The organism is Pirellulales bacterium (genome assembly GCA_035656635.1).
Taxonomy (GTDB): domain Bacteria; phylum Planctomycetota; class Planctomycetia; order Pirellulales; family JADZDJ01; genus DATJYL01.
In genome coordinates, this window is the sequence record DASRSD010000054.1 from 1 (window position 1) to 25,094 (window position 25,094).

General features: G+C 55.1%; 17 protein-coding genes. 8 read left to right on the forward strand and 9 right to left on the reverse strand.

Annotation, left to right across the window (positions count from 1 at the left end; all coding sequences use genetic code 11):
- Positions 1 to 163: 163 nt before the first annotated feature.
- A complete protein-coding gene (locus VFE46_04685; protein ID HZZ27283.1) occupies positions 164 to 409 on the reverse strand; it encodes a hypothetical protein in 246 nt (81 codons plus the stop codon).
- Between the two features lie 191 nt (positions 410 to 600).
- Here VFE46_04685 and VFE46_04690 point away from each other — a divergent pair, with 191 nt between their 5' ends.
- Positions 601 to 3,012: an alpha/beta hydrolase fold domain-containing protein gene (locus VFE46_04690; protein HZZ27284.1), complete on the forward strand. Its 2,412-nt coding sequence runs from the start codon at positions 601 to 603 to the stop codon at positions 3,010 to 3,012.
- Between the two features lie 69 nt (positions 3,013 to 3,081).
- Here the strand turns inward: VFE46_04690 and VFE46_04695 are convergent, their stop codons facing one another.
- Positions 3,082 to 5,106, reverse strand: coding sequence for a hypothetical protein (locus VFE46_04695; protein ID HZZ27285.1), 2,025 nt, complete (start codon positions 5,104 to 5,106; stop codon positions 3,082 to 3,084).
- Between the two features lie 557 nt (positions 5,107 to 5,663).
- On the opposite strand from VFE46_04695, the gene VFE46_04700 reads away from it, so the two are divergent.
- Together VFE46_04700 and VFE46_04705 are read left to right on the forward strand one after the other, a co-directional pair.
- Positions 5,664 to 7,031 (forward strand): HD domain-containing protein, encoded by a 1,368-nt coding sequence (locus VFE46_04700; protein ID HZZ27286.1) that lies wholly within the window; start codon positions 5,664 to 5,666, stop codon positions 7,029 to 7,031.
- A gap of 369 nt (positions 7,032 to 7,400) precedes the next feature.
- On the forward strand, positions 7,401 to 7,826 hold the full coding sequence (locus VFE46_04705) for a hypothetical protein (GenBank protein HZZ27287.1): 426 nt from the start codon (positions 7,401 to 7,403) through the stop codon (positions 7,824 to 7,826).
- A 97-nt stretch (positions 7,827 to 7,923) separates the two neighbouring features.
- On the opposite strand, the gene VFE46_04710 is transcribed toward VFE46_04705, so the two are convergent.
- From VFE46_04710 to VFE46_04735, 6 genes are all read right to left on the reverse strand, one after another.
- Positions 7,924 to 9,552, reverse strand: a complete 1,629-nt coding sequence (locus VFE46_04710; protein ID HZZ27288.1) for an ABC transporter permease subunit — start codon at positions 9,550 to 9,552, stop codon at positions 7,924 to 7,926.
- Between the two features lie 25 nt (positions 9,553 to 9,577).
- On the reverse strand, positions 9,578 to 10,792 hold the full coding sequence (locus VFE46_04715) for an argininosuccinate synthase (GenBank protein ID HZZ27289.1): 1,215 nt from the start codon (positions 10,790 to 10,792) through the stop codon (positions 9,578 to 9,580).
- A gap of 950 nt (positions 10,793 to 11,742) precedes the next feature.
- Entirely contained in the window at positions 11,743 to 12,297 is a 555-nt protein-coding gene (locus VFE46_04720) for a DUF4258 domain-containing protein (protein ID HZZ27290.1), read from the reverse strand.
- A gap of 9 nt (positions 12,298 to 12,306) precedes the next feature.
- A complete protein-coding gene (locus VFE46_04725) occupies positions 12,307 to 13,389 on the reverse strand; it encodes a TaqI-like C-terminal specificity domain-containing protein (protein HZZ27291.1) in 1,083 nt (360 codons plus the stop codon).
- A gap of 159 nt (positions 13,390 to 13,548) precedes the next feature.
- Entirely contained in the window at positions 13,549 to 15,408 is a 1,860-nt protein-coding gene (locus tag VFE46_04730; GenBank protein HZZ27292.1) for a type I restriction endonuclease, read from the reverse strand.
- Between the two features lie 208 nt (positions 15,409 to 15,616).
- Complete coding sequence (locus VFE46_04735) at positions 15,617 to 16,288, reverse strand: PEP-CTERM sorting domain-containing protein (GenBank protein HZZ27293.1); 672 nt, start codon at positions 16,286 to 16,288, stop codon at positions 15,617 to 15,619.
- Positions 16,289 to 17,093: 805 nt separating this feature from the next.
- On the opposite strand from VFE46_04735, the gene VFE46_04740 reads away from it, so the two are divergent.
- Positions 17,094 to 17,783, forward strand: coding sequence for a hypothetical protein (locus tag VFE46_04740; protein ID HZZ27294.1), 690 nt, complete (start codon positions 17,094 to 17,096; stop codon positions 17,781 to 17,783).
- A 164-nt stretch (positions 17,784 to 17,947) separates the two neighbouring features.
- On the opposite strand, the gene VFE46_04745 is transcribed toward VFE46_04740, so the two are convergent.
- The gene (locus tag VFE46_04745) at positions 17,948 to 18,394 is read right to left on the reverse strand and encodes a hypothetical protein (protein HZZ27295.1); all 447 of its coding nucleotides are present in this window, start codon (positions 18,392 to 18,394) and stop codon (positions 17,948 to 17,950) included.
- Between the two features lie 641 nt (positions 18,395 to 19,035).
- Between VFE46_04745 and nusA the strand changes: the two genes are divergently transcribed.
- The 4 genes from nusA to VFE46_04765 all read left to right on the forward strand — a co-directional run bounded on the left by nusA (position 19,036) and on the right by VFE46_04765 (position 24,997).
- Positions 19,036 to 20,457 (forward strand): transcription termination factor NusA, encoded by a 1,422-nt coding sequence (gene nusA / locus VFE46_04750; GenBank protein HZZ27296.1) that lies wholly within the window; start codon positions 19,036 to 19,038, stop codon positions 20,455 to 20,457.
- A gap of 200 nt (positions 20,458 to 20,657) precedes the next feature.
- The gene (infB, locus tag VFE46_04755) at positions 20,658 to 23,312 is read left to right on the forward strand and encodes a translation initiation factor IF-2 (protein HZZ27297.1); all 2,655 of its coding nucleotides are present in this window, start codon (positions 20,658 to 20,660) and stop codon (positions 23,310 to 23,312) included.
- Positions 23,313 to 23,433: 121 nt separating this feature from the next.
- Positions 23,434 to 23,913: a 30S ribosome-binding factor RbfA gene (rbfA, locus tag VFE46_04760; GenBank protein HZZ27298.1), complete on the forward strand. Its 480-nt coding sequence runs from the start codon at positions 23,434 to 23,436 to the stop codon at positions 23,911 to 23,913.
- A 37-nt stretch (positions 23,914 to 23,950) separates the two neighbouring features.
- On the forward strand, positions 23,951 to 24,997 hold the full coding sequence (locus VFE46_04765; protein HZZ27299.1) for a hypothetical protein: 1,047 nt from the start codon (positions 23,951 to 23,953) through the stop codon (positions 24,995 to 24,997).
- Positions 24,998 to 25,094 lie beyond the last annotated feature (97 nt).

Genomic DNA, 25,094 nt, shown 5'->3' on the forward strand with positions numbered 1-25,094 from the left:
CGGATACCGTAACTTGAATAGCATCATTCCGATGGGCCGGCTTGGGAACGATCAGATGAACTACTGGGAATCGTGGGTCCAGTACGGCCAACAGTTTTAATCAACGCAGACAGCCACGCGAGCGCCGACATCGAAGTGCCACCGGTGGACGCGGTGCCCTGGATCATTCGAGATTATTTGAGCCTGGCGGCGGATGGTTTAGCGAGTTGATCGCCGCAACAATTAGCAACGCCACCAGGTTAATGGCCCACGCGGCAAAGAGCGCCAAGTTCACGCGACTTAGTACGTCGGCGCCTGCTTGATCTTGCATGGCTTCCAGCAGCTTCACCAGGGCAAACAGCAGACACATAGCGATTGGCAAGCCCAACGCGCCGACAATTAGCCAGACGACCGCACGCTGCGAAATCATAGTTGGTTCCCCTCCGTGCGAATGAAATCTAAGGTGGACTCTAAGCTAGTGAGTGCGATTGTGCGGCTTTCCCCGGCGAAAGTCAATTATCCGATTCGTTGCACGGCCAGTGTTACGCTGTCAGAATAGAAGTACGGGATCGAAGTTTGCGCCAGTTTCAGTAATGTTAGCTGACTTCGGAAGAGGCAGGTATGCACAAGGACGGTGGATTTATCGATGCTCGTGGGCATGTCGCGGTTCATAGTCCCCATCGAGGACAATCAACTCGTTTCTTTTTAGCGCGGTGGCTGGAACTGCTCTCTACGGTAGCGACGATTGCAATTTTCCTTTGGAGCGCGGAGGCGCGGGCCGATAAATTCACGCTTCAAGATGGTAGGGTGCTTGAAGGTCGCTTCTCGCGTCTGAATACGATGATTGCCAATCCGGGAATTGGCCAGGCCTCGATGCCTACCACGAAGCTCGTAGACGTGATCGACAACGACCTATGCCGCACATACATACCGGAAAAGTTTATTCAGCATCCGGAGGCAACTCCGGCCGGGCAACACTTCGAGGAAATCGACATACCACAAGCTGTTGCTACGGCGGGCCAACGCATTAGCGGGGTGGGTAATATCATTCAGATTACAAAATGGGACGATGACGGATTTGGGCGACGAACGTTTTCTATGACGGGCGGCCCGACCGGCCGAGTCGACGTCGTACAAGGGATTACCAAAATTACGCCACTATGGTGCAGCGTAGAAGGTTTGCAGGTGACGCATCCGCCCTCTTACATTTGGGACATGCGGATTGCGACGAGTTCGATTCCGCAAGAAACGTTGTCGAAAATCATCGGTCGCCACATTGATCCGAAAAAAGTTGACGACCGGTTGAAAGTTGTTCGCCTGTATCTGCAAGCCGAGCGTTACAAGGAAGCCGAAGCGGAATTGAACGAGGTACTCAAGCAATTTCCAGAGCGCGATAACTTAAAAGAAGTGGCACACGATATCCAGCAGTTAGGCGCCAAACAGGCGCTGCAGGAGATCGATATTCGCCAGCAGGCTGGTCAGTATCAATTTGCCTTCAACTTACTCAACCGTTTTCCCTCTGAGGGTGTTGAAGGGCAAATCTTGCAGCAAGTGAAATCGAAACTTGAGGAGTCCACAGAGCAAAACGAACATGTCCAAACCATCACCAAGCAATTAACCGATCTGATAGCCCAGCTGCCCGATAGTGCATTGCGAGCACGCATGGATCCAATCGTTAGAGAAATCAGCGAGGAATTATCGCCCAACACGTTGGATCGCATGGCTACCTACCGGCGATTTGCTGACGACCCACAAAACAGTTCGCCATCCGATAGCAAACTGGCTTTGGCCATTTCCGGTTGGTTGCTTGGCGCTGGAGATGCTTCTGAAAATCTGCAAGTGGCATTGGCGACCATGGATCTGCGGAATTTAATTGAAACGTATTTGCAGGAAAGCGTGAAATTGAAACGCGACGATCTGCTATCCAAGATACAAGCGCAGGATAGTGCCACACCAAAGCTGCTAGCGGCTTTAATTGCACACATGAAGCCTAACGTCCACACGCCGCTGCAGGGGGCGCCGGGTTTTTACGAACTCTCTGTCCCAGGACTGCAAGACGAGGCCGATGTAAATTACTGCGTTCAATTACCCCCTGAGTATGACCCGCATGCCAGCTATCCGTGCATTGTGACTTTGCACGGTGGGGCAACAACATCACAACAACAAATCGATTGGTGGGCCGGTCCCCAAGTCAAGCATGGTGGCGAGACTGTTCGCGCCGGCCAAGCCGGACGGTATGGATATATTGTAATTGCCCCGGAATGGGCCGCGCCGCACCAAACTCAATATGAAGCATCCGTTCGCGAGCACAATGCTGTTCTAGCCTCGCTCCGCGACGCCTGCCGTCGGTTTGCTATCGATTCCGATCGGGTTTTTCTAAGCGGACATTCCGCTGGTGGCAATGCCGCCTGGGATATTGGATTGGCACATCCCGATCTTTGGGCCGGGTTGATCCCAATTGTCGCCACCGCAAACAGCACTGTGCAGCGGTATTGGAAGAACGCTGCGGAATTACCGCTATACTTCGTGTGTGGCGAATTAGATGGCGATAAAATGGTGAAGAATGGCCCGGAATTCGATCGCTACATGAATCGCTCTGCTGCGTTTGATTGTACGGTTGTCGAATTCGAAGGCCGAGGCCATGAAAACTTTTCCGACGAAATCTTGCGACTATTCGATTGGATGGGTCGCAAACGACGCAACTTTTTCCCCCATCAGTTTACCACAGTTAGCGAGCGCCCTTTCGACAACTTTTTTTGGTGGCTCGAACTAAGAAATTTTCAGCCGAACGATAAACTGTTCACCTTCGAATCGAATCTTACGGCTAACAACGGGCTTTCGATCCATACCAACGGCAAGGTAACCATTTGGCTGGCCCCGGAAATGGTTGACTTTTCGCGGCCGATAACAATCATGCGAGATGGCGCCCGACTAACTTCTCCCAACAACATCAAGCCCGAGATTTCCGTTCTATTGGAAGACGTGCGTACTCGCGGCGACCGACGCCATCCATTCTGGGCAAAAGTGGAATAATTTGGGCGCCGTCAAGGATGCACGAGTAACTGGTTAGATGCCGCTAAAACTACAGCTGAAACTTCGTAATTATCTGCGGTTCGCGTCAGATTTTGAGCTTTTGCTACCCGATTTCAGCAAACTGACTTTTGGAATGACTTGGTCGGCCGCATTAGACGGCAACTGTGCATCGGCGGGCGCATTCACCACGATCGGCTGCGGGGGCAGCATGAGGCCCACACACATCCAGCCGTCATCCAAACTAGTGACAAACGAGCCGGCCGGCCCCAAATACTTTTGAATAGCTGCAAATTCTGGCAATTGGTGCCCATCGATTCTCTGCTTTCTTGGAACGCCGTCTTTTGCGTCAGCGCTCATGGAGTTCAATATTTTGCCTAGAATTGTCTCCGATTGTGGCATTTGGCCGGTACGGATCAGCTCGTAAGTTGGCCGAAATTCCTGATCACTGCGAGAGAACAATCGAAAGCTGAGTGGATCGGCGCCTACGACTGCAGCTTGAGCGGCAATCAAGCGATAATCGTCGGCAGTGCTCAAACCATCGGTGCGAGATGCCTGCTGGAGAACTTTCTTTAATAGCGCAATGTGTGAGGACAAAAACAATTGCCCGTTCGCCACGCACACGGCCGTGGTTGAAAGAAATCTCTTGTCGGCAGCATATACCGGAACATCGCTTTCAGAGTGCTGCATGCTAACGCCGGGTGTTTCGATTTCGAGCTTAGGCATTTCGGATTGTGCATCAATGAGTTCCCAAATAACATGCCCTTCGAATTCACGGCGATGTGCAGTCTTTTCTGCTCCCATCAATTTAGCAATCGCCGTCGCGACGGTTTGCTCATCGGTCGTTTCCACCGCCAAAACTTTGCGTTCGCTCTTGGGACCAATCGGCAATTCATAATCGCTGATAATGGTCACTCGAGCGCCCAAATGCGCAACCAATTCCTTGCTGACGTCAACCCGCGGTCCATCAGGATCGTCGCGCAAGCTATCCAATACATCGCTAAATACGCCTTTCTCACCGACCATTTCATCTACCATTGAACTAACCACGGTGAACGCTGTATGAATATCCAAGTTGAACGAGGTGCATGTCGCCACGTCGTGCGGTACCCAGGCTGGCGGCAGTAGGTCGCCTCCTGCGGGAAATCGCAACATGCGGGCGGCGAGGTTATATTTATTTACATCGTGCGGATCACGCCCAGCAATCGGCGGGGCATAAATCATCGTGCGGTGCAAGACCTCGTATTTGCCATCAGAGAAGTTCACAAAACCGCCGACCCCTTGGATAGCAGTAAAACCTTGGTTCTTGAACACCTTAATCAAATCAGGGCCTTTGTGCTTTTCTCGAAGCGGAGTGGCGGCCCGTAATGCTTCCGCGTATCCAAAAGGTTCAATGAACCAGCGTAAATTGGGCGCTAATCCGTTGGCGGCTGCTGTGCACCGCGACATGATTTCGTGGTACGCCTGCACCCCCACCAGTGAATCTTCTCTCCCATCATTCACTGCGTGTAGCATTCCTTGCAGCAATGGCACACTGTCGCTGGCCACCAAGATATTTTGTTGTAGAAAATATGCTGCGGTGGGAGGCTCTCTGCGTCCCGGATCGCCAGGCAGCTGGTAGACGACCATCTGATCTCCCGTTCGCTGCTGCAATCGCTTAGCGCCGCTTTGTGTCAGTCGCTCGCCGATTTTCGCTAATTGAGTTTCGGCCTGCGCAATATGCCCTGTGAAGTCGATCATGATCACCACGGCTGCTGCATCAGGCGAGATTTGCACCGCTGCCAGCGCAACTTCGCCACTAGGCAAGTCCTCTAATTCGTCCCATGACAGCCCCAACTGCTCTAGCTGTTTTATTCCTTGTTGGCGAAGTTGCCGTTTAAAGTCCTCCACAAACGGTTGGAGTGCCGGGTCGTTGGCAAGTTTTCCGAATTGAGAGCGGTTGAATTGCTCGCGCAACGCACCGAGGTTCGGAATAGATAGATAGCCTTTTGTCGTAGCTGGCAGTAAACTATCCGACGGCGGACTTGCCAACGCCGAAGAGTGGCCCAAGCCTACAAACAATATCGCCGCAAACCAGCCAGCCAACGGACGAATCATTCCCTCGACTCCTTGTGTGCTGTAGTACGCAGCTGTTTCAAAAATCTCGCTATGATTTCGTGGCCGTGGTCGAATTGATTACAACGACTGTACCCTGCGCAGTGGTTAGATGTCGCTATTTCCGTTGGCGACGGCTGCCCCACCTTTTGGTACTGTTTAAATCTTTCCGTTCTCATGATTTCCACTGTGCATAAGGCCGGACGTATAGACTTTATCGGTCTGGCAAACCATAACCCTGCGGTAACAATTGCGATTTCATAGAGACATGCTTTACTCAATTAGCAAAGAAGACTTCAAAAAAACTTAATTTTCTAGAATTAACAGCGGTATAAATGCGAACACCTGAATTTGTAGCGAATGCGAAAAATGGGCAGATACAACTTCGACCTGTGATGGCACAATTATCTTCGTCTGCTAGCACCTAAATTTCGTTAATATGTAAGTATCAACTTTCAAAAATCGCTCGCTTTTCCTCTTTCTCGTCCCACGCATTCTTTATCTCTCCGATGCTTGACTTTCGTCGCGAAGCCCTGTGCTATGATCCACTACACGGATATATGCCTCTTGTTTCAAATGAGGGTCTAGCGCCAGATGAAGTTTCCGAACGGCAAATCATTGATCATCCCTGGTTGCAAAGGCTGCGCCAAATTCATCAGCTTCAAACAGCCTGGTGGGTTTTTCCCTCTGCGGAGCATACGCGTTTTCAACACGTATTGGGGGTCATGCACTTAGCCAGTCGGGCCGCAGCTGCTTTGTACGATAGCCTACAGCTGGTCTGTCCCGATGTTCCCAGCCGCAGCTATGTAGAATGCTTGCTAAGATTAGCTGGACTGCTGCATGACGTGGGACACGGTCCATTCGGGCACTTTTTCGACGAACACTATCTTTCGGTATATGGTCTTACCCACGAAACATTGGGCAGCGTGATCATTGAGCATCAATTGGGGGATTTAATCCGTCGCGTCCGACGCAATCCGAATGGCGCTCTTTTGCCGGACGAATCACTCGACCCAGCACAAATCTCTTTGTTAATTACTCGGCCCAAAAGTTTCGGCAGCCCAAATTCTGGGCAGTCGACGAATCCGCCGCAGTGGCTCATATTCTTGCGCAGCCTTTTCAGTGGCATCTATACGGTCGACAATATGGATTTTGTGCTCCGTGACGCTTACATGTCAGGCTACAACACCCGAGCGTACGATTTAGAGCGGCTGTTACGATACAGCTTCTTTAGCGAGGCTGGGTTGACAATTCATGCCCGCGGATTGGACGCTTTGTTACGGTTCATCGGCGTGCGTGCCGAATTATTTCGCTCTATATATTTTCATCGCACCGTACGGGCGATTGATTTGGAGCTAAAAGATTTGTTCACAGCCAGCCGGCCGTGGTTATTTCCAGGCAATCCACTGGACAAACTCGACGAATACCTGCATTTCACCGAGTGGACACTTTTGGTCGATGCCGCTCGCTGGAAAAATAGTGCCGACCTGGCACAGCGGGAAGTCGGCCAGCGTTGGCAAGATTTATTGAACCGCCGGGTGCGCTGGAAAATGGTTTGTCAGCGTACGCTTGTTTACCGGCCGGGCGATGCGGAAGGATCCAGCATTTTCAGCAATGCGCAATTTATCGAGCAAGCAGTGCGTTCCGCTTTACCGGCCAACGCGCGCGAAACTCCCCTCCGATTCGATTTAGCTCGCCATGTTCATCGGCCCGAAACGCGAGGGCCTGCTGCTGGACAGAATTTTTTGTTCGACCCAGCGCTAGGCCACCCACGTCCGCTTGACGACGATTTACTGTATCGCAATCTACCAGTTGCCTATCGCATTTGCCGCATCTATGCGGAAAACCAGCATTTTGCCTCAGAAATCACTGCCTCGCTGGATCGTTTGATCGGTCCCGGCGTTAGCGATGATTTAACTAACATGTGACGCGTTTGCAAGAAGGGCTTACTCCCGGCTTTTGCTTCGGCCCTGATTGACTTGGAAAATTCTTTGTGAATTCGCAGAATTCTGCAAACGACAAACTTTGCGCTTCCGGCAGGCTACTTTAAGCTTGCCTGGTTCGGCGTGACTGCCGTTGCAATCATTAAACTCCACCATGTTTGACATCATCGTCGAACGATTGCGGATAACCGCAAAAATCCGCATTGTCGTGTAAGATCACAAGTTGTAGCATAAATTCTTGCGGAGCAGGCCGTGTGGAATGGGGTGCCCGGCACTTTGAAGGTTTTTGAACTAGACTTGGGATACTCCTCTTTTCTCATCTGCATTCGCATTATCCACTCGGAGAACGTCATCATGCTTATTCGCAGCACGGTTTTGTTGTGCTCACTGATCACTGGAGCCATCGTGCGAGGAGACGATGTCGATCAACATCCGCAAGGAACGAGCGACCTCAAACAGCTCACTCTGGCAGAGTTGAGTCCTGGAAGTCATTTGGAATTTTCCACGCCCGATTGGGTTTATCGTGGCGAATTGATTGATCCAGCCACAGGCGAAACTCGACTTGCGGCTTCCCGCACTGGCACGCAATTCAGCGTACCGCAGACCGTGTTTCTGCTCGGTACCACCCAAGGCCGCGCTCCAGAAGCCGGCGGCCAAATGTTGGTGAAAATGAATCAATTGCAGACTGGCCTCCGTATCGAGTTGGGACTGGGTTCACTGGAAGAAGCAGATCGTTATTTGACCGGGCCGGTGCAATCGTTGCGTGTGGAAGTTGAATAATCGGGAAAGCCAAGCAGTTAAATTTGCGTCACTAAAGCCTAGGGATGGCCATTCCTAGGCTTTTTTATGCGCACCATCAATCGCACCCATAGCTGCCTTATTCTGCCACTCGCCAACGCTTGCTAAACAGCCAGATCATCATTGCCACCAACGCCGCACACATCAAACATGAAAACCCCAAGTACGAAAAGTACAGCGGCCAATTTGCCGCCTGATCACGATAATCCGGATTGCCAAAGTGTAGCGGCACCGCGAACGCCGCAGCAAACGGACTGGTAAGGCCCAGCGAGCGCACTACCGCGGTTGCCCCAGCCTGCGGGAAAAATCGGTCGGCAAAAAACCGCATTGCCAGCGGCACGCAAAACAGCACGATGATCGACAAATACGTCGTCATCAAGCTGTGTGCTGTCTTGCGGAACAGCACGGAGCAAAATAATGCCACGGTAGCCGTCGTCACGCAACACATCAAAATGATGCCCAAAAATGCACCGATCGAAGGCAACGTATGCCAGTAATACGACATGGGCATCGCACAGGCCAGCATTAGCGGCCAAAGCAAAAATCCCGTAAGCACACTGGAAACTCGCAGCCCGGCGATCAACTTGCCGAACAAGATTTTTCGTGGCGAAATGATCGTGGTCAACAGCAAATCCAACGTCTGCCGTTCCCGCTCGCTAGTGACGCTGCCGGCGGAAAACACTGGCCCGACCAACATGTTGAACAGTACCACGTAACTGATATACCACGGCGCTAAGTCTTGCTTCCAAAACAAGCACACGGCCATCAGCGGAATCGCCAAGAACATGCTCACTTGAATGACCAAACGCAACATCAGCGTGCCTTGCGCAAAAATCTCGCTCCGCATTTCCTTCTCGTAAACCGGATTTGCCCCATCCGGCAACAGCGTCGTACGTTTGGCCGGCGCAAATAACCGGTCGGGAAATTGATCTCGCTGAATCACCAGCCCCACAGCTTGCTGAGCTTCTTCTTCCATGTCAACAACTTCGTTTCCTTCGCTGCCGACATCCGGCGGGTGCAGCAACCGCTTGGTGGTAGCGGAAAACAGCATAAAGCAAATCGTCACGCACACTGCCGGCAGCACTGAGACGGAAAGCAGCAAGCGAATTTCGCCTTTCGAGCTCAAGCTTCCCCAAGCCATCACGCCCGCCAATGCCAGCGGCAAAATCAACAAATAGGAAACCACCAGAGACGCTGCCGTCCGCTGAAAAAAGCTGCTGCATGCCACGCTGATCATGCCGAACGTCACAATCGACAACACCAGCGCCAAATATGCGGCCAACACTTCGTAAATCGAAACGCCCCCCAGCGGCAAGCAGAGCATTACAATCGGCAGCGACGAGAAAATCAAAATCGCTAAATGCGCTAGTGAGGCCAGTAACTTACCCAGCACAATCGCCGCCGGGCGCAACGGACTGGCCAATAACATTTCATACGTTTTGCGCTCTTTCTCCCCGGTAATCGTGCCGGCGGCAAAGCTGGGCGCCATCAGCGAGGCCAACACGTATTGCCCGAGAAAAAATAAATTCACCAGGTCTTTAGCCGCCTGCGGATTGTGCGTTAAATCCAACTGCTGATCTCGCGGCCAGGCCAACACCACCACCAATCCCAGGAGCGCGTTATATAAAAACAACAACGCAAACGCCCGCAACGTGCGCAAGTTCACCACCAACTCGCGCTGGAGCACTGGATTTTCGAGCAGATACATTCGCGTGCCCCTTCGGCATTCGAACTCAGAATGTTCTCGGCGTTACGCGGCCTTGCACCCGTAGCGGCAAACCTTGAATTCGCAAAAATCCTTCCGCGTCGGTCTGATTGTAGCTGCCGCCTCCTTCCATGCTGGCGATTCCCTCATCGTAGAGGCTTTTCGGGCTTTGGCGACCGGCCACGATGATGTTTCCCTTGTACAAATTGAGGGTAACTTCGCCATCGACGGTTTTCTGGCCTTCCCGAATAAATGCCATTAGCGCGTCCATTTTCGCTGTGTACCAAAAACCGTAGTACACCATTTCGGCCACCTCCGGCAACAGCCGATCGCGCAAATGCAGCAAGTCACGATCGACGGTAATTTGCTCAATGGCTTGATGAGCCGCATACAGAATGGTCATGCCCGGGGCTTCATACACCCCGCGGCTTTTCATTCCCACGAAGCGATTTTCGACAATGTCGATTCGCCCAATGCCATTGCGCCCGCCAATTTTGTTCAGCTCCTGCACCATTTGCAGGGCGGTTTTTTTTTGGCCATTGAGCGTGACCGGTACGCCGGCTTGAAAGCCCAGCGTAAGGCTTTCGATTTTATCCGGCGCCTGCTGTGGCGATACCGTCATGCCGAAATCGACCAGCTCCACGCCATTCACGTTCAAATCTTCCAGCTTGCCCGCCTCGTAACTAATGTGTAAGCAGTTTTCGTCGCTGCTATAGGGTTTCGCGACCGAAGCCTTCACCGGAATTTTTTTCTGCTCGCAAAAGGCAATCATTTCCTTGCGGCCGGGAAAGCGTTGGCGAAATTTTTCAATTCGCCACGGGGCAATCACTTGCGTGCCCGGCGCTAAAGCGTCGGCGGCCAGTTGGAATCGGCATTGATCGTTCCCCTTGCCTGTCGCGCCGTGAGCGTAGGCGTCGGCCTTCACTTCACGGGCCACTTGCAAGCATTTCTTGGTAATCAGCGGCCGGGCGATCGACGTGCCCAAGAGATAAATGTTCTCGTACTTGGCTTGCCACTGCATCACGGGAAAGGCGAAATCGCGGCACAATTCTTCTTGGGCGTCCACCAGCCGGGCCGATGCCGCTCCGCATTGTTTGGCCTTGTTCAAAATGGCCTGGCGATCCTCGCACGGTTGGCCCAAATCCACATACACGGCGTGAACTTGGTAACCCTCCTCCTGCAGCCAACCCAAGATGACCGAAGTATCCAACCCGCCCGAGTAAGCCAATACACAACTAGGCATGAATGAACTCTCAACTGCGTAAAAGGGAAAAGTCTCGGAAACGAACGCTTATTTTCGAGTGCAACCTGCGGCATGACAAGGGTCGAACCAAGCCAGTTCGCGTCCCCATCCCGTTTCGAAGTTTTGCCACATACGGCCGAAACCGTCGGACCTAAACGGAATTGGAAAAATGTAAAGTGTACCGGGAATAATTCCCGCGGTTTTGGTTGCAGGGCGAAGTAATTTTGGCATGAAAACAGGGAGTTTTTTTTCGCGGACAAAACTGGTTGATTTCGTCGCAATCGCGGCATAAGCGAGGCTGGTTTCTCCGGTACAAATTGCGATTGGCCGGGACAAAAGCCGCAGAATTTAAGTTCGGCTCCGGGGGTTGTTGATGAATTATTCATGGATCGGGAATCGGAGGTCGGAAGTCAGTCGTGAGTGGTGAGTGGTGAGGGGTGAGGGGTTAGTGGTTAGGAGTCAGGGGCCAGGAGTCAGGGGTCGGAAGTAGTTGCATTGGTCATTGGTGCTTGGTCATTGGTCATTGGTCATTTTTCTGTGCGTAGCGACTTGCAGCTTGCGATTAGCGGCTAGCGGCATGCCGTAGGCGGCTGGCGGCAGGCAGTTGGCAGCCGTACCCGTCTACTGCCGGCTGCCTGCTGCCCGCTTTCTGTACCATACATCCGTACAGCATACCGAACTGACCCGTGAGGTCAACAGAATTTTTGAGCCAGTGACTAAATGAGAAAGAGCGGAATACTACCGCGTTACGCTCGGTCACTGCCCTAGCAACCGCGCTCACTTGCTGATGAGCGGGTGCGGGAATTCTTTCGCATTCAGCCTTGCGCCCTAGCGGTTAAACCCTCTTGCCGTACTTGCTCCAAGGTTCGATTCATCGGTTTTGCTCCTGCAGCCAGGTAACTGGGTTGGCAACGCGAATATCAAGAGGTCCGCGTTCAAATTATCGAGGTTTAAACCGCCTGGAACGATTGGCCCAGCGGTGTGAACTCGGCCGTTTGGTGATGTGCCAGCTTATGACGAATGTCTTCGAAGTGCCGGATAGTTTCGGCCGGATACAGCCGCTCCCCGCAACGCTGGCACACATCGGCGCGAACTTGGATGACCGCCGTGTGAACTCCACCGCGCAATAGCTTTTCCACCTGCTTGTTTACAAGCTGGCCGCCACAAACAGGACAAATATTCGGATCACTTGGCATATTATTTTCTCCTTGTGCGGCCGTCGATCCAGCGCTCCGTGTCGACACGATAGTAACCAGCACCGCCAAACCCGTTATGTCATTATACGCCCAAACACTGTGAATCGGTGCGCCGCCGCGGTCCAGGCCCAATAACAAGCAACTTGGCAGCGGGCGATCGGACGGGTAATCTTCGATGATTTCGCCAACCAGAACCGCTTGCAACACTTCGTTCAGCAACAAGCCATCGGCGGCCAGCTCCTCGTCGGCGTGATCAGTCACGCGGATTTTTCCTGCTCCGATGGCAAGTTGCAGCGTCTCAATATTCATGGACGATAGCTAGCGGTTCGTGCTTTCCTCAACCAGGCGGATTTCGTCGGGCGTGAGGTCGTAAAGCTGGTAGGCGAGCTGATCGATTTGCTGGTCGGTGGCGTCAATTTGTCTTTGCAGGGCCGTTTTTTCGTGATCCCCCTTCACTTCCGCCAGCCGCTGGTGCAGGTCCAGCATTTGCTGGACGAGTTCGACCAGGCGGTCGTGCTGTTTTTTTCTTTTGGGCAACCGAACGGGAAATCCGTCGAGATATTGCCCAAAGAAACGGAGGTAAGCTTCGCCGGGCCCTTCGAGGGCTGCGCAGATTTGTTTGAAAAAAAAAGCGGCGGCTTGGCTGTTGAGCAAGCCCAGCAATGCAAGGTCATTTGTGGGAATGAAATAGACCGTGTTCGCGCCGAAATGGCCATCGTTGTCGAGGGAAAACCGGCAGGATGTAGCAATGTCGGGGAAGATTATTTTCGGCGCTTCAAACCATTGCTTGTATGCCAATTGCGGTTGCTGCAATTCGTACCACTCTTGCTTGGTCGCACGTTGCTCCAGTTTTTTGCGAAAAGGACGAAGATGCTCCTGCACAGCCGGATAAGGTGACATATCGATGCCACGCGGCGTGTAGATGAGGTATTCATTTTCTGGTTCGATCGAATATCGACGGATGCAACGCCCCTGCAAAAATGGATGAATGATTTTTTTCGCTTCTGGATTTGCTCGAACAATCTGTTTCATTTCTTCATGCGATATGACGAAGGCTTCGGTAAGCCCTGAGACAATTCCCCTACAAATGCGTCCCTCAACAAATATCGTGAGCGGTACAGCGTCTTTGTGCATTTTGAGCATCAGGGCCGCAACATCGGGTGCTGCAAGATTCCATTCATCAGAGCCAAGTGCGGATGCCGGAACTTCGTAGGATATTGAATCGGTCCCCTTGTCTAATGGCATTGTTCCCGCTTGCACCGATCGGAACTTATCCAGGTCGGGCGGCGGTGAATATAGCGAGGAGGCTTTGCTGTTGGTGCGCTCTGTGAGAAGCACGATGGTTCTCACCGTTGCGCCGTGGAACACCGGCAATCCGGCCAGGTCGACAATTCTGATCATGTGCGCATTTTCGTTAATCAAATTGCGTACTTTTCGTCCGTAGTTTGCACGCAAGAATTTATTCGAGACAATCATCCCGAACAAACCGCCGTCGCGAATCAAATAATGCTCACGCTCGATAAAATACGCATATAAATCGGTGCGTTCATCGTAGACTTCCTAATGTGTGCGAAGATAATCCTTTAGTTCCTTAAATGTTTCCATGCGGATATACGGCGGATTGCCAATGACGGCGTCGAAGCCGGCGGACGATTTAGCCCCGGGTGAATCACCCGGGGCCACCCCCGGCGACTCGCCGGGGGCTAAATGGAAAATGTGTGCGAACTCTGCTTGCCAATCGAAGACATTGATTCGCAAACGTTCTTCTTCGTCGAGTAGGCTCATTTGCTGCTGCGCGTAAAAATCGGGACCGATCAGCGAATTGCCGCACTTGATGTTGCTGCCCAGGTCGGGGAGAGCCCGTTCGTGCAGCAGGCGCAATTGGCGCTCCAGCGTTTCCTCGTTTTCGCCTTCCAGTACTTTCAGTAGCAGCGAAAGCTTGGTGACTTCGACCGCTTGCGGGTCGATGTCGACGCCGTAAATGTGCGCCAGCAAAATCCGTTTGCGCTCGGCGGCGGTCAGCCGCCATTCGCCACTGTAATGTTGGAACAACCGCGGCTCGCGGCCGGTGGCATGTTGCTGAGGATCGGCTTTCACGTATTCGTCACGATACCAGTTCATCAGAAATTGGTACGCGCCCAACAGGAACGATCCGCTGCCGCAGGCCGGGTCGAGCAGGGTAATCGGCCGGTGGGTTTTGGAGGGTTTCCAAGCGTCGGTCAGTCCGCCAATTTCTTGTGGCGATTTTCCGGCGACCAATTTGCCGACCGTGTTTTGCACGATGTAATCGACAATATACGTGGGCGTGTAATAGACGCCGCCGGCTTTGCGAACTTCCGGCTTTTCCTCGATTTTGGCTTGATGGCCGGGGGTGAGGCGAATGACCTTGCCCAGAAATTGCTCATACACCTGGCCGAGAATATCGGACGGCAATACGGAGAATTCGTACGGACTATCGGGATAATAAAAACGGCCGAGAATGTCTTTGAGCGGCTTGTCGTCGAGCGCCAGGCCAGTGGTGATTTCGTCGGGGGTTTCGGCCCGGTCTTTTTCGGCGGAAAAGTGGAACAGTCCGGAATTGTAGCGCTCGTCGGCGCGGTGGAAGCGTTCGACCAGACGCGGGTAAGCACCGGGGCCGTTCACAAGTCCGCGCAGCGTGCCATATTGCTCGATGCCACGGTCCTCGCAAATGCGCAGGAAGACAATGCGGTCGATGATGCGCTGGACGGAGAAGTTGAGATCACGCTGCGATAGATCGGGATTGCGAATGGCGATATTGCGCGCCAACTCGGATCGCCAGTCTTCGATTTCTTCCAGAAAGGCATCGTCGACTTCGGCGGTGCCGCGCTTGCGTTTGGTCGTTTCTGCAAATTTGTCGAAAGAGCCGTGCAGGATGGCTTCTTTCGAAAAGATGTCGGCAATTTCGCTCCAGCGATCGCGGTAATCGGTGTAGCGGAGATACAGGATGCGCGCTTCGGAGGCCTTGTCGTCTTTATTGGGCTTAAAGCGGCAATCGTAAATTGTGAACTCTTCGAAATCCGTCAGAATCGAAAGTGGCAACTTGGCAGTCCAAGCGTAGCGACGAAGTTGGAACGCCGGCGCGGCCTGTTGTTTGATATCGACGCTCGGTTTTTTGGCTTCGACGAAGAATTTGCGGACGCCGCCGATGCGGAAGCAGTAATCGGGGGCTTTGACGGTTTTTTCGACACGGAGAGAATCTTCGTGGATGACATCGCGATAGGCCTGTGCATAGCCAAGGCGGTTATGAATATCCCAACCGAGGGCTTCGAAAAAGGGATCGAGAAAATCGCGGCGAAGCTGGGTTTCGTTGTAATCGCCGCGGTTATAGGTTTCGCGGTGTTCTTCAAAACGCGCGACCAGTTCGGCGATGGCAGGTGGAGCTGTTTTGGGCGCTGGCATGGCGTCAGCTTAAACGTAGCACGGTTGGGGGGCAACGGTGGGTGGGTGGAGATTGCGGCGTAACTACTCGGCGGGAGACTTGCCCTCCCGAGCTGCAAATGAAGGACGAGAGACGAGGGGCAGATTGCGGAGTGCCGATTTGGGCAAAACCGTGGACCACTGCGGACCATCGCGCCGGGTTATCGTTATCGAACTAGCGACATGGATTTCAACTTGGGCGTCGCCACCACAGAAGTGCGGCGCCAGCGGCGAGTAGAAGCAGCGAGGCGGGTTCGGGGACGACGGTGACCGAGGCATCGCCGCCTTTGTAGCCGCCGATTTCGCCTGGGGCCAATCCCCAAGCTTCGACCGTGTATGTGCCCGGGGTGTTCAAATCCCACAGGCCCGGAAGCGTGACGAGATTGGCGGGAATGAAGAACGAGCCGCCGGGTGTGGCCAGCGATTGAAAAGCGACGGCATCGGGGGTGAGGCCAGGGGTCATCATGAGGTTGATGTGGCCGAAATTACCGGGCGGAGAATTGGTGGTGGTGAAGTTGATGGTGACGCCTGCGCCGGGCAGGACGGTATACGGGCCGGGGTCAAGTTGAAAGCCGATATCGACGAAAGGGCCGGGCGACGTTGGGGTGGGATCGATGACGTCGCCGTAGCCATCGCCATCGGTATCCTGTTGCGAGGGATTGTTAAAGCTTGGCGCGTTGTCGCGTGAGTTGCCGGAGGAATCGAGGTCGGTTATGCCATCGGCATCGGTGTCGATGGAGAGTGACGCGGCGGCGGTGATGGCGGTGGCGGCGCGGGCCGAGGTTGGCAGAAGGACGAACGAGAGAGCGAAAGCGGCGAACAAAAATTGAGCGGCGCGCGGAGCGGGCAGAAAAACTGGCATGATGAGTCCTGGGCGTGAAGGGATGTTGACGAGATAACGAAACCAACGCCCAGACTCTTGCTCCTCGCTCACATTAGCTGCTGGCTGGAGCGAGTGCAAGGAATTTTCGCGAGAAGTTGTTCGATTTTCGAAGCGTGTAGTTCCCTCGTTTTTGTGGGCAGCCATTTTAGGGGTTAATGCTGCGAGAGGGGCCGACTTGAGAAGGGGCAATGCGGATTGGTGCCTGCAGGGGCTGGATCTAGCAGGCGGCGCTGAAGCGGACAGAGAAAGTTATTCGCTTGCGGCCCAGACGCCGACGGAGTTGTCATCGTCGGTTTCGACGTGGATGACGTTGGGATCGGAGCAAATGGAGCAATTCAAAGTGCAAAATGCGGAAGGCGGAGTGCCGATTTGGGCAAAGCCGCGGTGTGCCCGTAGAAACGGCTGCTAGCAGGTTTCGCTAATCGGCAAATCGGACACAACTTTACTTCGGGGCGACGCAAACGAATGCCGATAATTAAGAGGCTGTTTCAAAACTGGACTTCCTTCAAGGGTGGCTGGGGTCGAGTGCCGCCGAGCCCCCAGTGAATAGGCTGCTGGGGGCTCCCTTCGGTCGACCCCAGCCACCCGATTCCTAGTTTTGAAACAGCCTGTAAGGAAGTGGAACGGTGGTGGCTCGCGCGCCCGGCGATATTGCCAGCGTGGCGGTCAACGTTGCAGTCGTGCGCGGGGCGACCTCACCGCGGCTGAAAATGCGTCATGGTCGAGTGTGCGCATACGCCCAGCGTGGCGCTTTTTTGCAGAGTAATCTGCGAAGGGTAAGAAGATGTCCAGCGTCGGGAGCATCGGCAGCAGTTCGCTGTGGTATTTGCTTTATTCGCAACAGACCGGCGCAACCGGGCAAGTGCCGGGCGTCACTTCATCGAGCACCAATCCAACCTCCGCGACCACGGGCACGGCATCGACGGCCAATGGCGCGAGTAGTTCCACGGCCGATGCGGGCGATTTGCGCAGCCAAATTGAAACGGCCGTCAGCAATGCGCTGAGCAATCTCAGTCCGACCAGCACACCGGGCCAAGTGCTGCAGGCTGTGGGCGGCGCGATCAATTCCACGTTGCAAGACAACGGAATTAGCCCCCAACAATTTCGCGCGCACGGACATCATGGACACCATCATGCCGAATCCAGCCAAGACACGCTGGGCTTGTCGTCGTTGGATGACAGCGATGGCGACGACAACGGCCTGACGAGCAGCGACAACAGCGGCGGCATTGCCGGCAGCAGCGCCCAACAGCCGACCGATCCGCTAACCATTCTGTTGCAAATCGCCAGCCAAAGTGCCCAGGGGAGTTCCAACAACGGCGCGAATTCAGGCAGCTCCTCGAGCCAGTCCAACACATTAGCATCGGCCGTTGGTTCTAGCACAAACGCCAACGGCAATGTCGATTTGAACTCGCTGTTCGCGCAACTTTTCGCCAACTTTCCCGCCGGCTCGGGATTGGACATGCAGGCGTAAGCTTGCAGTTGCGCCACATTCAACAGCGCTCCGCTGGCGCGTGGGGGCTAAAGACTATCGCCCTTGCGACAGTGCCGGTCGTGGCAGACCGGGCTAAGCATGTGCTAGCGCGCCGCGGCTATGCATTATCGCGCTGCGCTCGGTTGGCGAACTGTGGCAATTTTTCATTTGCCCGACCGCAATTCGGCGGGCACAAAATCTGCCAAGTGGAAATTGTAGATGATGGTGCCGGGCTCGGGAGTGGCATCTTCCCCCGTGCCTCCCACGGCGCTGTCGCTCAGATCAAACTTCGAACCGGCGATATCTTCCGGCGCCAGGGCGAAATCGAACTCGTTGTCATGTTTTCTTCCAAACGAGGGCATGTTGATGTCGGAAATCAGTTTGCCGTCGTGATCTATGGCCAGATGGGCCACGTGGTACATCGGCCTCGGCACATTGTGCTTGATCGAAAACTCAATCAGGCCTGCCTTGGTCTTGGTCACCGTCACGGAGAATTGCTCGCTGTGATTTTTAAGATAGTCCGCGGTGACCTCGCGCTCCTGGGTCAATGCAAATGCGGTGCTGGCAAACACCGTGACGGCCAATAAACCAGTGAAGAGGATGGCTTTCATCAATTTGCTCCCGAAAAAAGAACCGGATTTTGAAACAAAACTGCCTCGCCACGGAGCAATCTCCTGAGACCTTTAGAGGTGCCAATCGCAATAAAGTTCCACTGGTTTGTTGGGTTTTTCTTGACGCCTAACCAGAGCGCACACCCGACACCCAAACAATCGTGGGACAATTTACGTTTTACATGGGCGAATTGCCCGACTGTCGCCGTATGCCCCGACTGGCACAGTCGGGCTATATAAAACGGACATATGTAAACGGATACATGTAATTGTCCCGATGGCAAATCGCCGGGTTGACAGTCGGCGGCCAGACCGATAGATTTACTTGGTTGCACAATTCGTTAAGTTGTGTGGCGAAACGAGTTTCGCATGGTTTCGGTTGGATGGTTTCGGCCGGGCCGAACGGTGCGGAACGCGCGGGTTCGCAAGAACCGGGCCACATAGCGCATGGCCGGTTATCGTGGCGTATTGGCTCATGGCAGATGCCACGGGCTGAAGTAGCTGTGATAACGGTGTGCGGGAACGCAGGATAATCGTTCCCGTTTTTTGTTGGTGGATGGAGAAAGTACGCGGCGGGCAGCAGGCGGTAGGCAGGAATAGAGACACCAGACGACCAGGCACAAGGCCACCAAACAGCATTCATGAACGCGACCGAAGTTCTAAGAATCGTGGACTCGATCCACCGCGATAAGAACATCGAAAAGGAAATTGTGTTCCAGGCGATTGAGGCTGCGCTGGTGTCGGCCGCCAAAAAGCAATACGGCGAAGATCAAGATATTACGGTCATCATCGATCGGATTAGCGGCGCCATTTCCGGCACGCACAACGGCGTGGTGCTGGACCCGCAGGAAACGCTGGGCCGCATCGTGGCTCAAACGGCCAAGCAAGTCATCATTCAAAAAATTCGCGAGGCGGAACGGGATTCGTTGTTCGACGAGTATCACGAGCTGATGGGCCAAATGGTTCCCGGTGTCGTGCAGAAGTACGAAAACGGCACCGCCACGGTCTCGCTGGGCAACACCGAAGCCATCTTGCCCCGGAGCGAGCAAATTCCCGGCGAAACGCATCATCCGAACGAGCGCGTTCGCGCCACCATTTTCGACGTGAAAAAAGTCGGCAGCCGTGTGAAGGTAATCCTCAGTCGCACGCGGCCCCAACTGGTGCAACGTCTGTTCGAGCAGGAAATTCCAGAAATTGCCGACGGCGTCATTGAAGTGCGGGCCTTGGCCCGAGAGCCAGGTTACCGCAGCAAAGTGGCGGTTAGCAGCAGTGACACGCGCGTCGATTGTGTAGGAGCCTGCGTGGGCGTGCGCGGCAACCGCATTAAGAATATTGTTGACGAGTTGGGAGGCGAGCGGATTGACATTGTCCGCTGGAGCGACGATTTGCAGCAGCTCATTCCCAATGCGCTGCAGCCGTCGGAAGTGGACGAAGTGATTTTGTGCCAGATGATCGGCAAGGCGATTGTGCTGGTCCGCGAAGATCAATTGTCCTTAGCCATTGGCCGGCGCGGACAAAACGTGCGACTGGCCAGCAAGCTGTGCGGCTGGGATATTGAAATTATGACCCGCGAGGAGCTCGATTCGGAAATCGAACGGGCCGTGGCGGGCTTTTCGGAGTTGGAAGGCCTTGATCCGGCTTTGGCCGAACGGCTGGTGGGCGAGGGCTTCCTAACTTATGACGAGCTTTCGGTGATTGAGCCCGACAATTTAATGAGCATGGGCAACCTGACCGAGGAGCAAGTACAGAATATTGTTGACCAGGCGGAGCAGCGGGCCGAGGCCGCCGAAGCTGCTGCCGCTGTGGAACGGCGTCGGCAGCGCGAGCAGGAGCGAATTGATGCTGCTACGGCCGAGGCCGATCAAAAAGAAGCCGAATTGCAAAAGGAGGCAGGCGTGGGCGTTTCCGCGGAGGCTGCAACCGTATTGGGCGAATCGACTTCGGAAGCGGCGCCCGATGGAAATGGGGCGGTAGGGGCAGAATCTGGCGACGAAACAGCCACGGTATCCAGCGACCAAGAGGCGACCACAGGGGGAGATTCCGCTTCCGGCGGCTCGAATTAACACCCCCGGAAAGCGTATACTTGTGGGCTGCTTTCCAGAAAGCTGGGCCAATGTATACTGGTAGGTTTGCCACGCGGAAGGTTTTGTCGTCGATCGACCCGCCTGGGGAGACCTGAATATGGTTTGAAACAATGTCACAAGCCGATGGCCGCGCGTCGATTCGCCTCCGGCCGGGCTAAAGTGAGAGGGAGGGCTGAGAATTGCCCGCGCGAATCTACTCGCTCGCCAAAGAGCTAAAAATCGACAGCAAGGAACTGGTGGATATCTGCACGAAGGCAGGCATCACCGGGAAAGGTTCTGCGCTGGCCAGCCTGGACGACGACGAAGTTGTGCGGCTGAAGGAATTTCTTGGAGGCCGGGGACGCGCCCCGGAACGAAGCGTCGCAGCTCCCAGTTCTTCAGCCACCGCCGTGGCGGCGCCTCCCGATAAGCAAACGCTGACTCGCGAACAGTATATTCCGCCGGGTGGGGTATCCGGAAAGCCGCCGGTCATTGACGGGGCCAAGCCAGACAAGCCGGAGCCGCGCAAAAAGCCGTTGGAGCCCCGGCCGTTAAACCGCGGCACTCCTGCCGTGCGGCTGGCGCAGTTGCCGCCGTCTTCGGCCAAAGCGCCGCCAGAACCGCTCAAGCCGGCAGAGCCTGCTCCGCAAAAGCCTGACTTACGTTTGCCGGCCGACGTTGTGCGCGCCAGTAAGGCGGGCGCGGCGAAGCCGCTTTCGGAACATGTGAAGAAGGCCGAGGAACGGCGACGCACGGACGATCAATTGAAAAAACCAGCTCCGCGCGGCGGCTCATCGCCCCCCATGGTGGCGCGTGGCAATGCCTCCCCGCCGGTGGTGCGCGAAGGGCGCGAACGCAAGCGCGGCGGCAAGGAGCCCGCAAAAGGGAATGGCGAAGAACTTAGCTCGGCGCTGGGGGGTCGCGAAGCACGGCAGCTTAACCGCAAGCGCCAGGCGGCCGAGCAAGCCAAACGTGGCGGCCGCATTACCATAGACGATCAAGATGCCCCCGTCCTGCGCAGCAGCTTGAAGCGCGTGAAGCGCAACAGCGGCGGGACCCTCATCGCACCACGCAAAACCAGAGCCGTCATTCAACTCCCGGCCAGCGTGCGCAGCTTTTCCGAAGGGCTGGGCATTTCCGCCAGCCAGGTGCTGGGCAAATTGCTGGCCCTGGAATTGGGTTCAATGCCCAACATTCTGACCACGCTCGATGCGGTGACCCTGGAGCTGTTGGCCAGCGAATTCGGCGTGGAAGTGGAATTGAAAAAGCCGCTCAGCGTCGAAGAGCAGTTGCAATCGTTGGCCGAGGCTCAGCCCGATGACCCCGAGCAACTGGAAATTCGCCCGCCGGTTATTACGTTCCTGGGACACGTCGATCACGGCAAAACTTCGCTGCTGGATAAAATTATCGGCATTGACGTGGCCAGCGGCGAAAGCGGCGGCATTACGCAGCACATTCGAGCATATCAAATCGAGCGCGAGGGGCGCAAGATTTCGTTCGTCGATACGCCCGGCCATGAGGCGTTCACCGAAATGCGGGCTCGCGGGGCCAACGTGACGGATATTGCCGTGCTGGTGGTGGCAGCCGACGACGGCGTGATGCCGCAAACCGAGGAAGCCATTAGCCACGCGCGGGCTGCCGGCGTGCCGATTGTCATTGCGCTGAACAAGACCGATTTGCCGGGCATCAATTACGATCGGATTTACACGCAATTGGTCACGGCCGGATTGCAGCCGCGCGAATGGGGCGGCGAAGTGGAATTGGTGAAGTGCAGCGCGCTCACCGGCCAAGGCATTGACGATTTGCTGGAAATGCTGCTGTTTGTGGCCGACGATAAGCAATTCAAAGCCAATCCGCATCGGCCTGCGGTGGGCACCTGCCTGGAAGCAGAGCTGCACGAAGGCCGGGGCGTGGTGGCCAAGTTAATTGTGCAGCGCGGCACGCTGAAAGTGGGCGATGCTGTGGTATGCGGCGCCGCCAGCGGCCATGTGAAAGCCATGTTCGATACCCTCCAGCCGCGCAAAAAGCTGGAATCGGCCGGGCCATCGACGCCGGTCAATGTGACCGGCTTGGATGTTGCTCCCGCAGCCGGCGACAAGTTTTACGTGCTGGACGATATTGCCCAGGCCCGCGACATTGCCGCGCAGCGCAGCTCGCAAACTCGGCTGGCGGCCTTGGGCACGGCCGGACCGGGACACGTTACCTTGGAAAACTTGTTCCAGCGGCTGGTCACGCAGGAAGTGCAAACACTCAACATTATTTTGCGTGCCGACGTGCGAGGCTCCATCGAAGCCATGCTCAAGGAATTTGGCAAGCTGGAGCACCCGGAAGTCAAAATCAAAGTATTGCAGGCCACGGTGGGAGGCATCAGCGAGGCCGACGTGCACCTGGCAGACGCTTCGGATGCCGTCATCATCGGCTTCAACGTAGTGCCTGACGAAAAAGCGCGCCTGCTGGCCGAACGCAAAGGCGTGCAAATTCGCCGGTACGAAATTATTTATCAAGTCACCGATGATTTGAAAAAAGCGCTGGAAGGCATGCTCAAGCCCGAAAAACGCGATGCCGAATTGGGCCGGGCCTTGGTCCTGCGAACGTTTGTCATCAGCCGGCTGGGCACCATTGCCGGTTGCCGTGTGCTTTCCGGCACGATGCAACGCAACAGCCGCATGCGCGTGATTCGCGACAACCGCGTGGCGGGCGATTACCCGCTGGAATCGCTGCGGCGCGAAAAAGACGATGTTCGCGAAGTGCGCGAAGGGCTGGAATGCGGCATTAAAGTCGCGAATTTTAACGACCTCAAGGAAGGCGATGTTTTAGAGTGCTACCGCGTGGAAGAAGTGGCCCGCACTTTCTAGCCGCGAAAAGGGAGTGTTGCGCCCAGCAAAATCGTTGCATTGTACGAATTTTACGGATAAAACAGCCTGTTTTTCGGCCTAGATTTTAGAAACCCCACCGCGCCTTCGCTCTGCCGCTGCCATGTCTTCCCGTCGCCTGTTAAAAGCCGCCGCAGCCATCCGCGAAGTTGTGAGCATGGCCATTTTGGCTGAGCTCAAGGACCCGCGCATCCGCGCTGTCACCGTCACGTACGTGGAAGTTTCGCCCGACATGCGGCATGCCAAGGTGCACGTGTCGGTGATGGGGGACGAAACGCAGCAGAAGCTGAGCGTGCGCGGACTGCAAAGTGCGGCCGGATTTTTGCAATCGAAAATTGCCGAACGCATTGATACCCGCTTCACGCCGCGATTGATGTTTATTTTGGACCAAGGCGTGAAAAAATCGATTGAAATGGCACAGCTGCTGAAGCAAGTGTTGCCGCCGGAAAACGAAGACCAAGCCGCCGGCGCCCCGGCGGAATCGGCAAAAAGTGAAGCCGGCTCCTACGCCGCCGACGACACCAACGAAGAACCTCCCGCCGACCAGCCTGCTCCGGCCAACCGCCGACAGCGCCCACGGTAAAAATCTCCATCCCGATTTACATTTTCCCCAATTTCCTATGGCCAGCACGAATCGTAGCGCGTTAATCACCAAGTTGTACAAAGTGCTCAAGCAGCGCTATAAGCCGGCGTTGCACAATGGCGATCGGCCGCTGTTGGAGCTGATGCTGTTCGCCTGCTGCTTGGAAAACTCGGCGCAGGACAAAGCGGAGAAAACCTTCGAGCATTTGCGCACCTCGTTCTTCGATTGGAACGAAGTCCGCGTCAGCACGGTGCAGGAGCTGTCCGAGGCGATGCGTGATTTGCCCGACCCCGCCGCGGCCGCTTCCAATTTGAAATCGGTGCTGCAAAACGTGTTCGAGGCGACTTATTCGTTCGACCTGGAAAGCGTGAAAAAACAAAACATTGGCGTTGGCATCAAACGGCTGGCGAAAATGGAAGGCGCGTCGCCGTTTGTCGTGGCCTATGTTACGCAGCACGCCTTGGGTGGGCATTCCATTCCGCTGGATCGCGGCGCGCTCGATGTGCTGTACATCATCGGGCTGGCGTCTGAAGCGGAACGTGGTTCCAGCAACGTCGCCGGCTTGGAGCGGACCATTCCTAAAAACAAAGGGTCCGAGTTCGGTTCGCTGTTGCATCAATTGGCGGCCGAGTTTGTCGCCAATCCGTTTTCGCCGGCCATGAAGAGCTTTCTGCTGAGCATCAATCCCGACGGCAAAGATCGTTACCCTAAGCGGGGCCAAAAGAAGCCGCCGGAGCCGCCTGCTCCACCGCCTGTGAAAGCGCCGGCAGGCAAAGCCGACGGCAAGGCTGCGAAACACGCCGCCGACAAAGCGGGCGATAAAAAAGGGACCGGGGCCAAACCGCACGAGCAGGCTCCCGCTGCTCACAAAGCTCCGGGCAAAAAAGAGCACGCCAAAGACGCCAAAAAAGCGTCGGGTTCCAAATCGTTTGCGGCGGAGCCGCCTGCGAAAAAAATGCCGCATAAAAAAGCGGCGACCGCCAAGTCGGCACGCACGCACGAATCTGCCGCTTCCCGCCCGGCCGCCCGGCACGCCGGTTCCAAATCGGCCACCAAGCGTTTGGCCAAGCGCAAGCCGCGGTGAAGCGCATACAATAATTTTTAGTGCGACGATCGTAGGTTGACGCCGATTTCGATCGACCGGCGATCGAGCCCGGCACGTCATCTAGCTCGGCCGATTA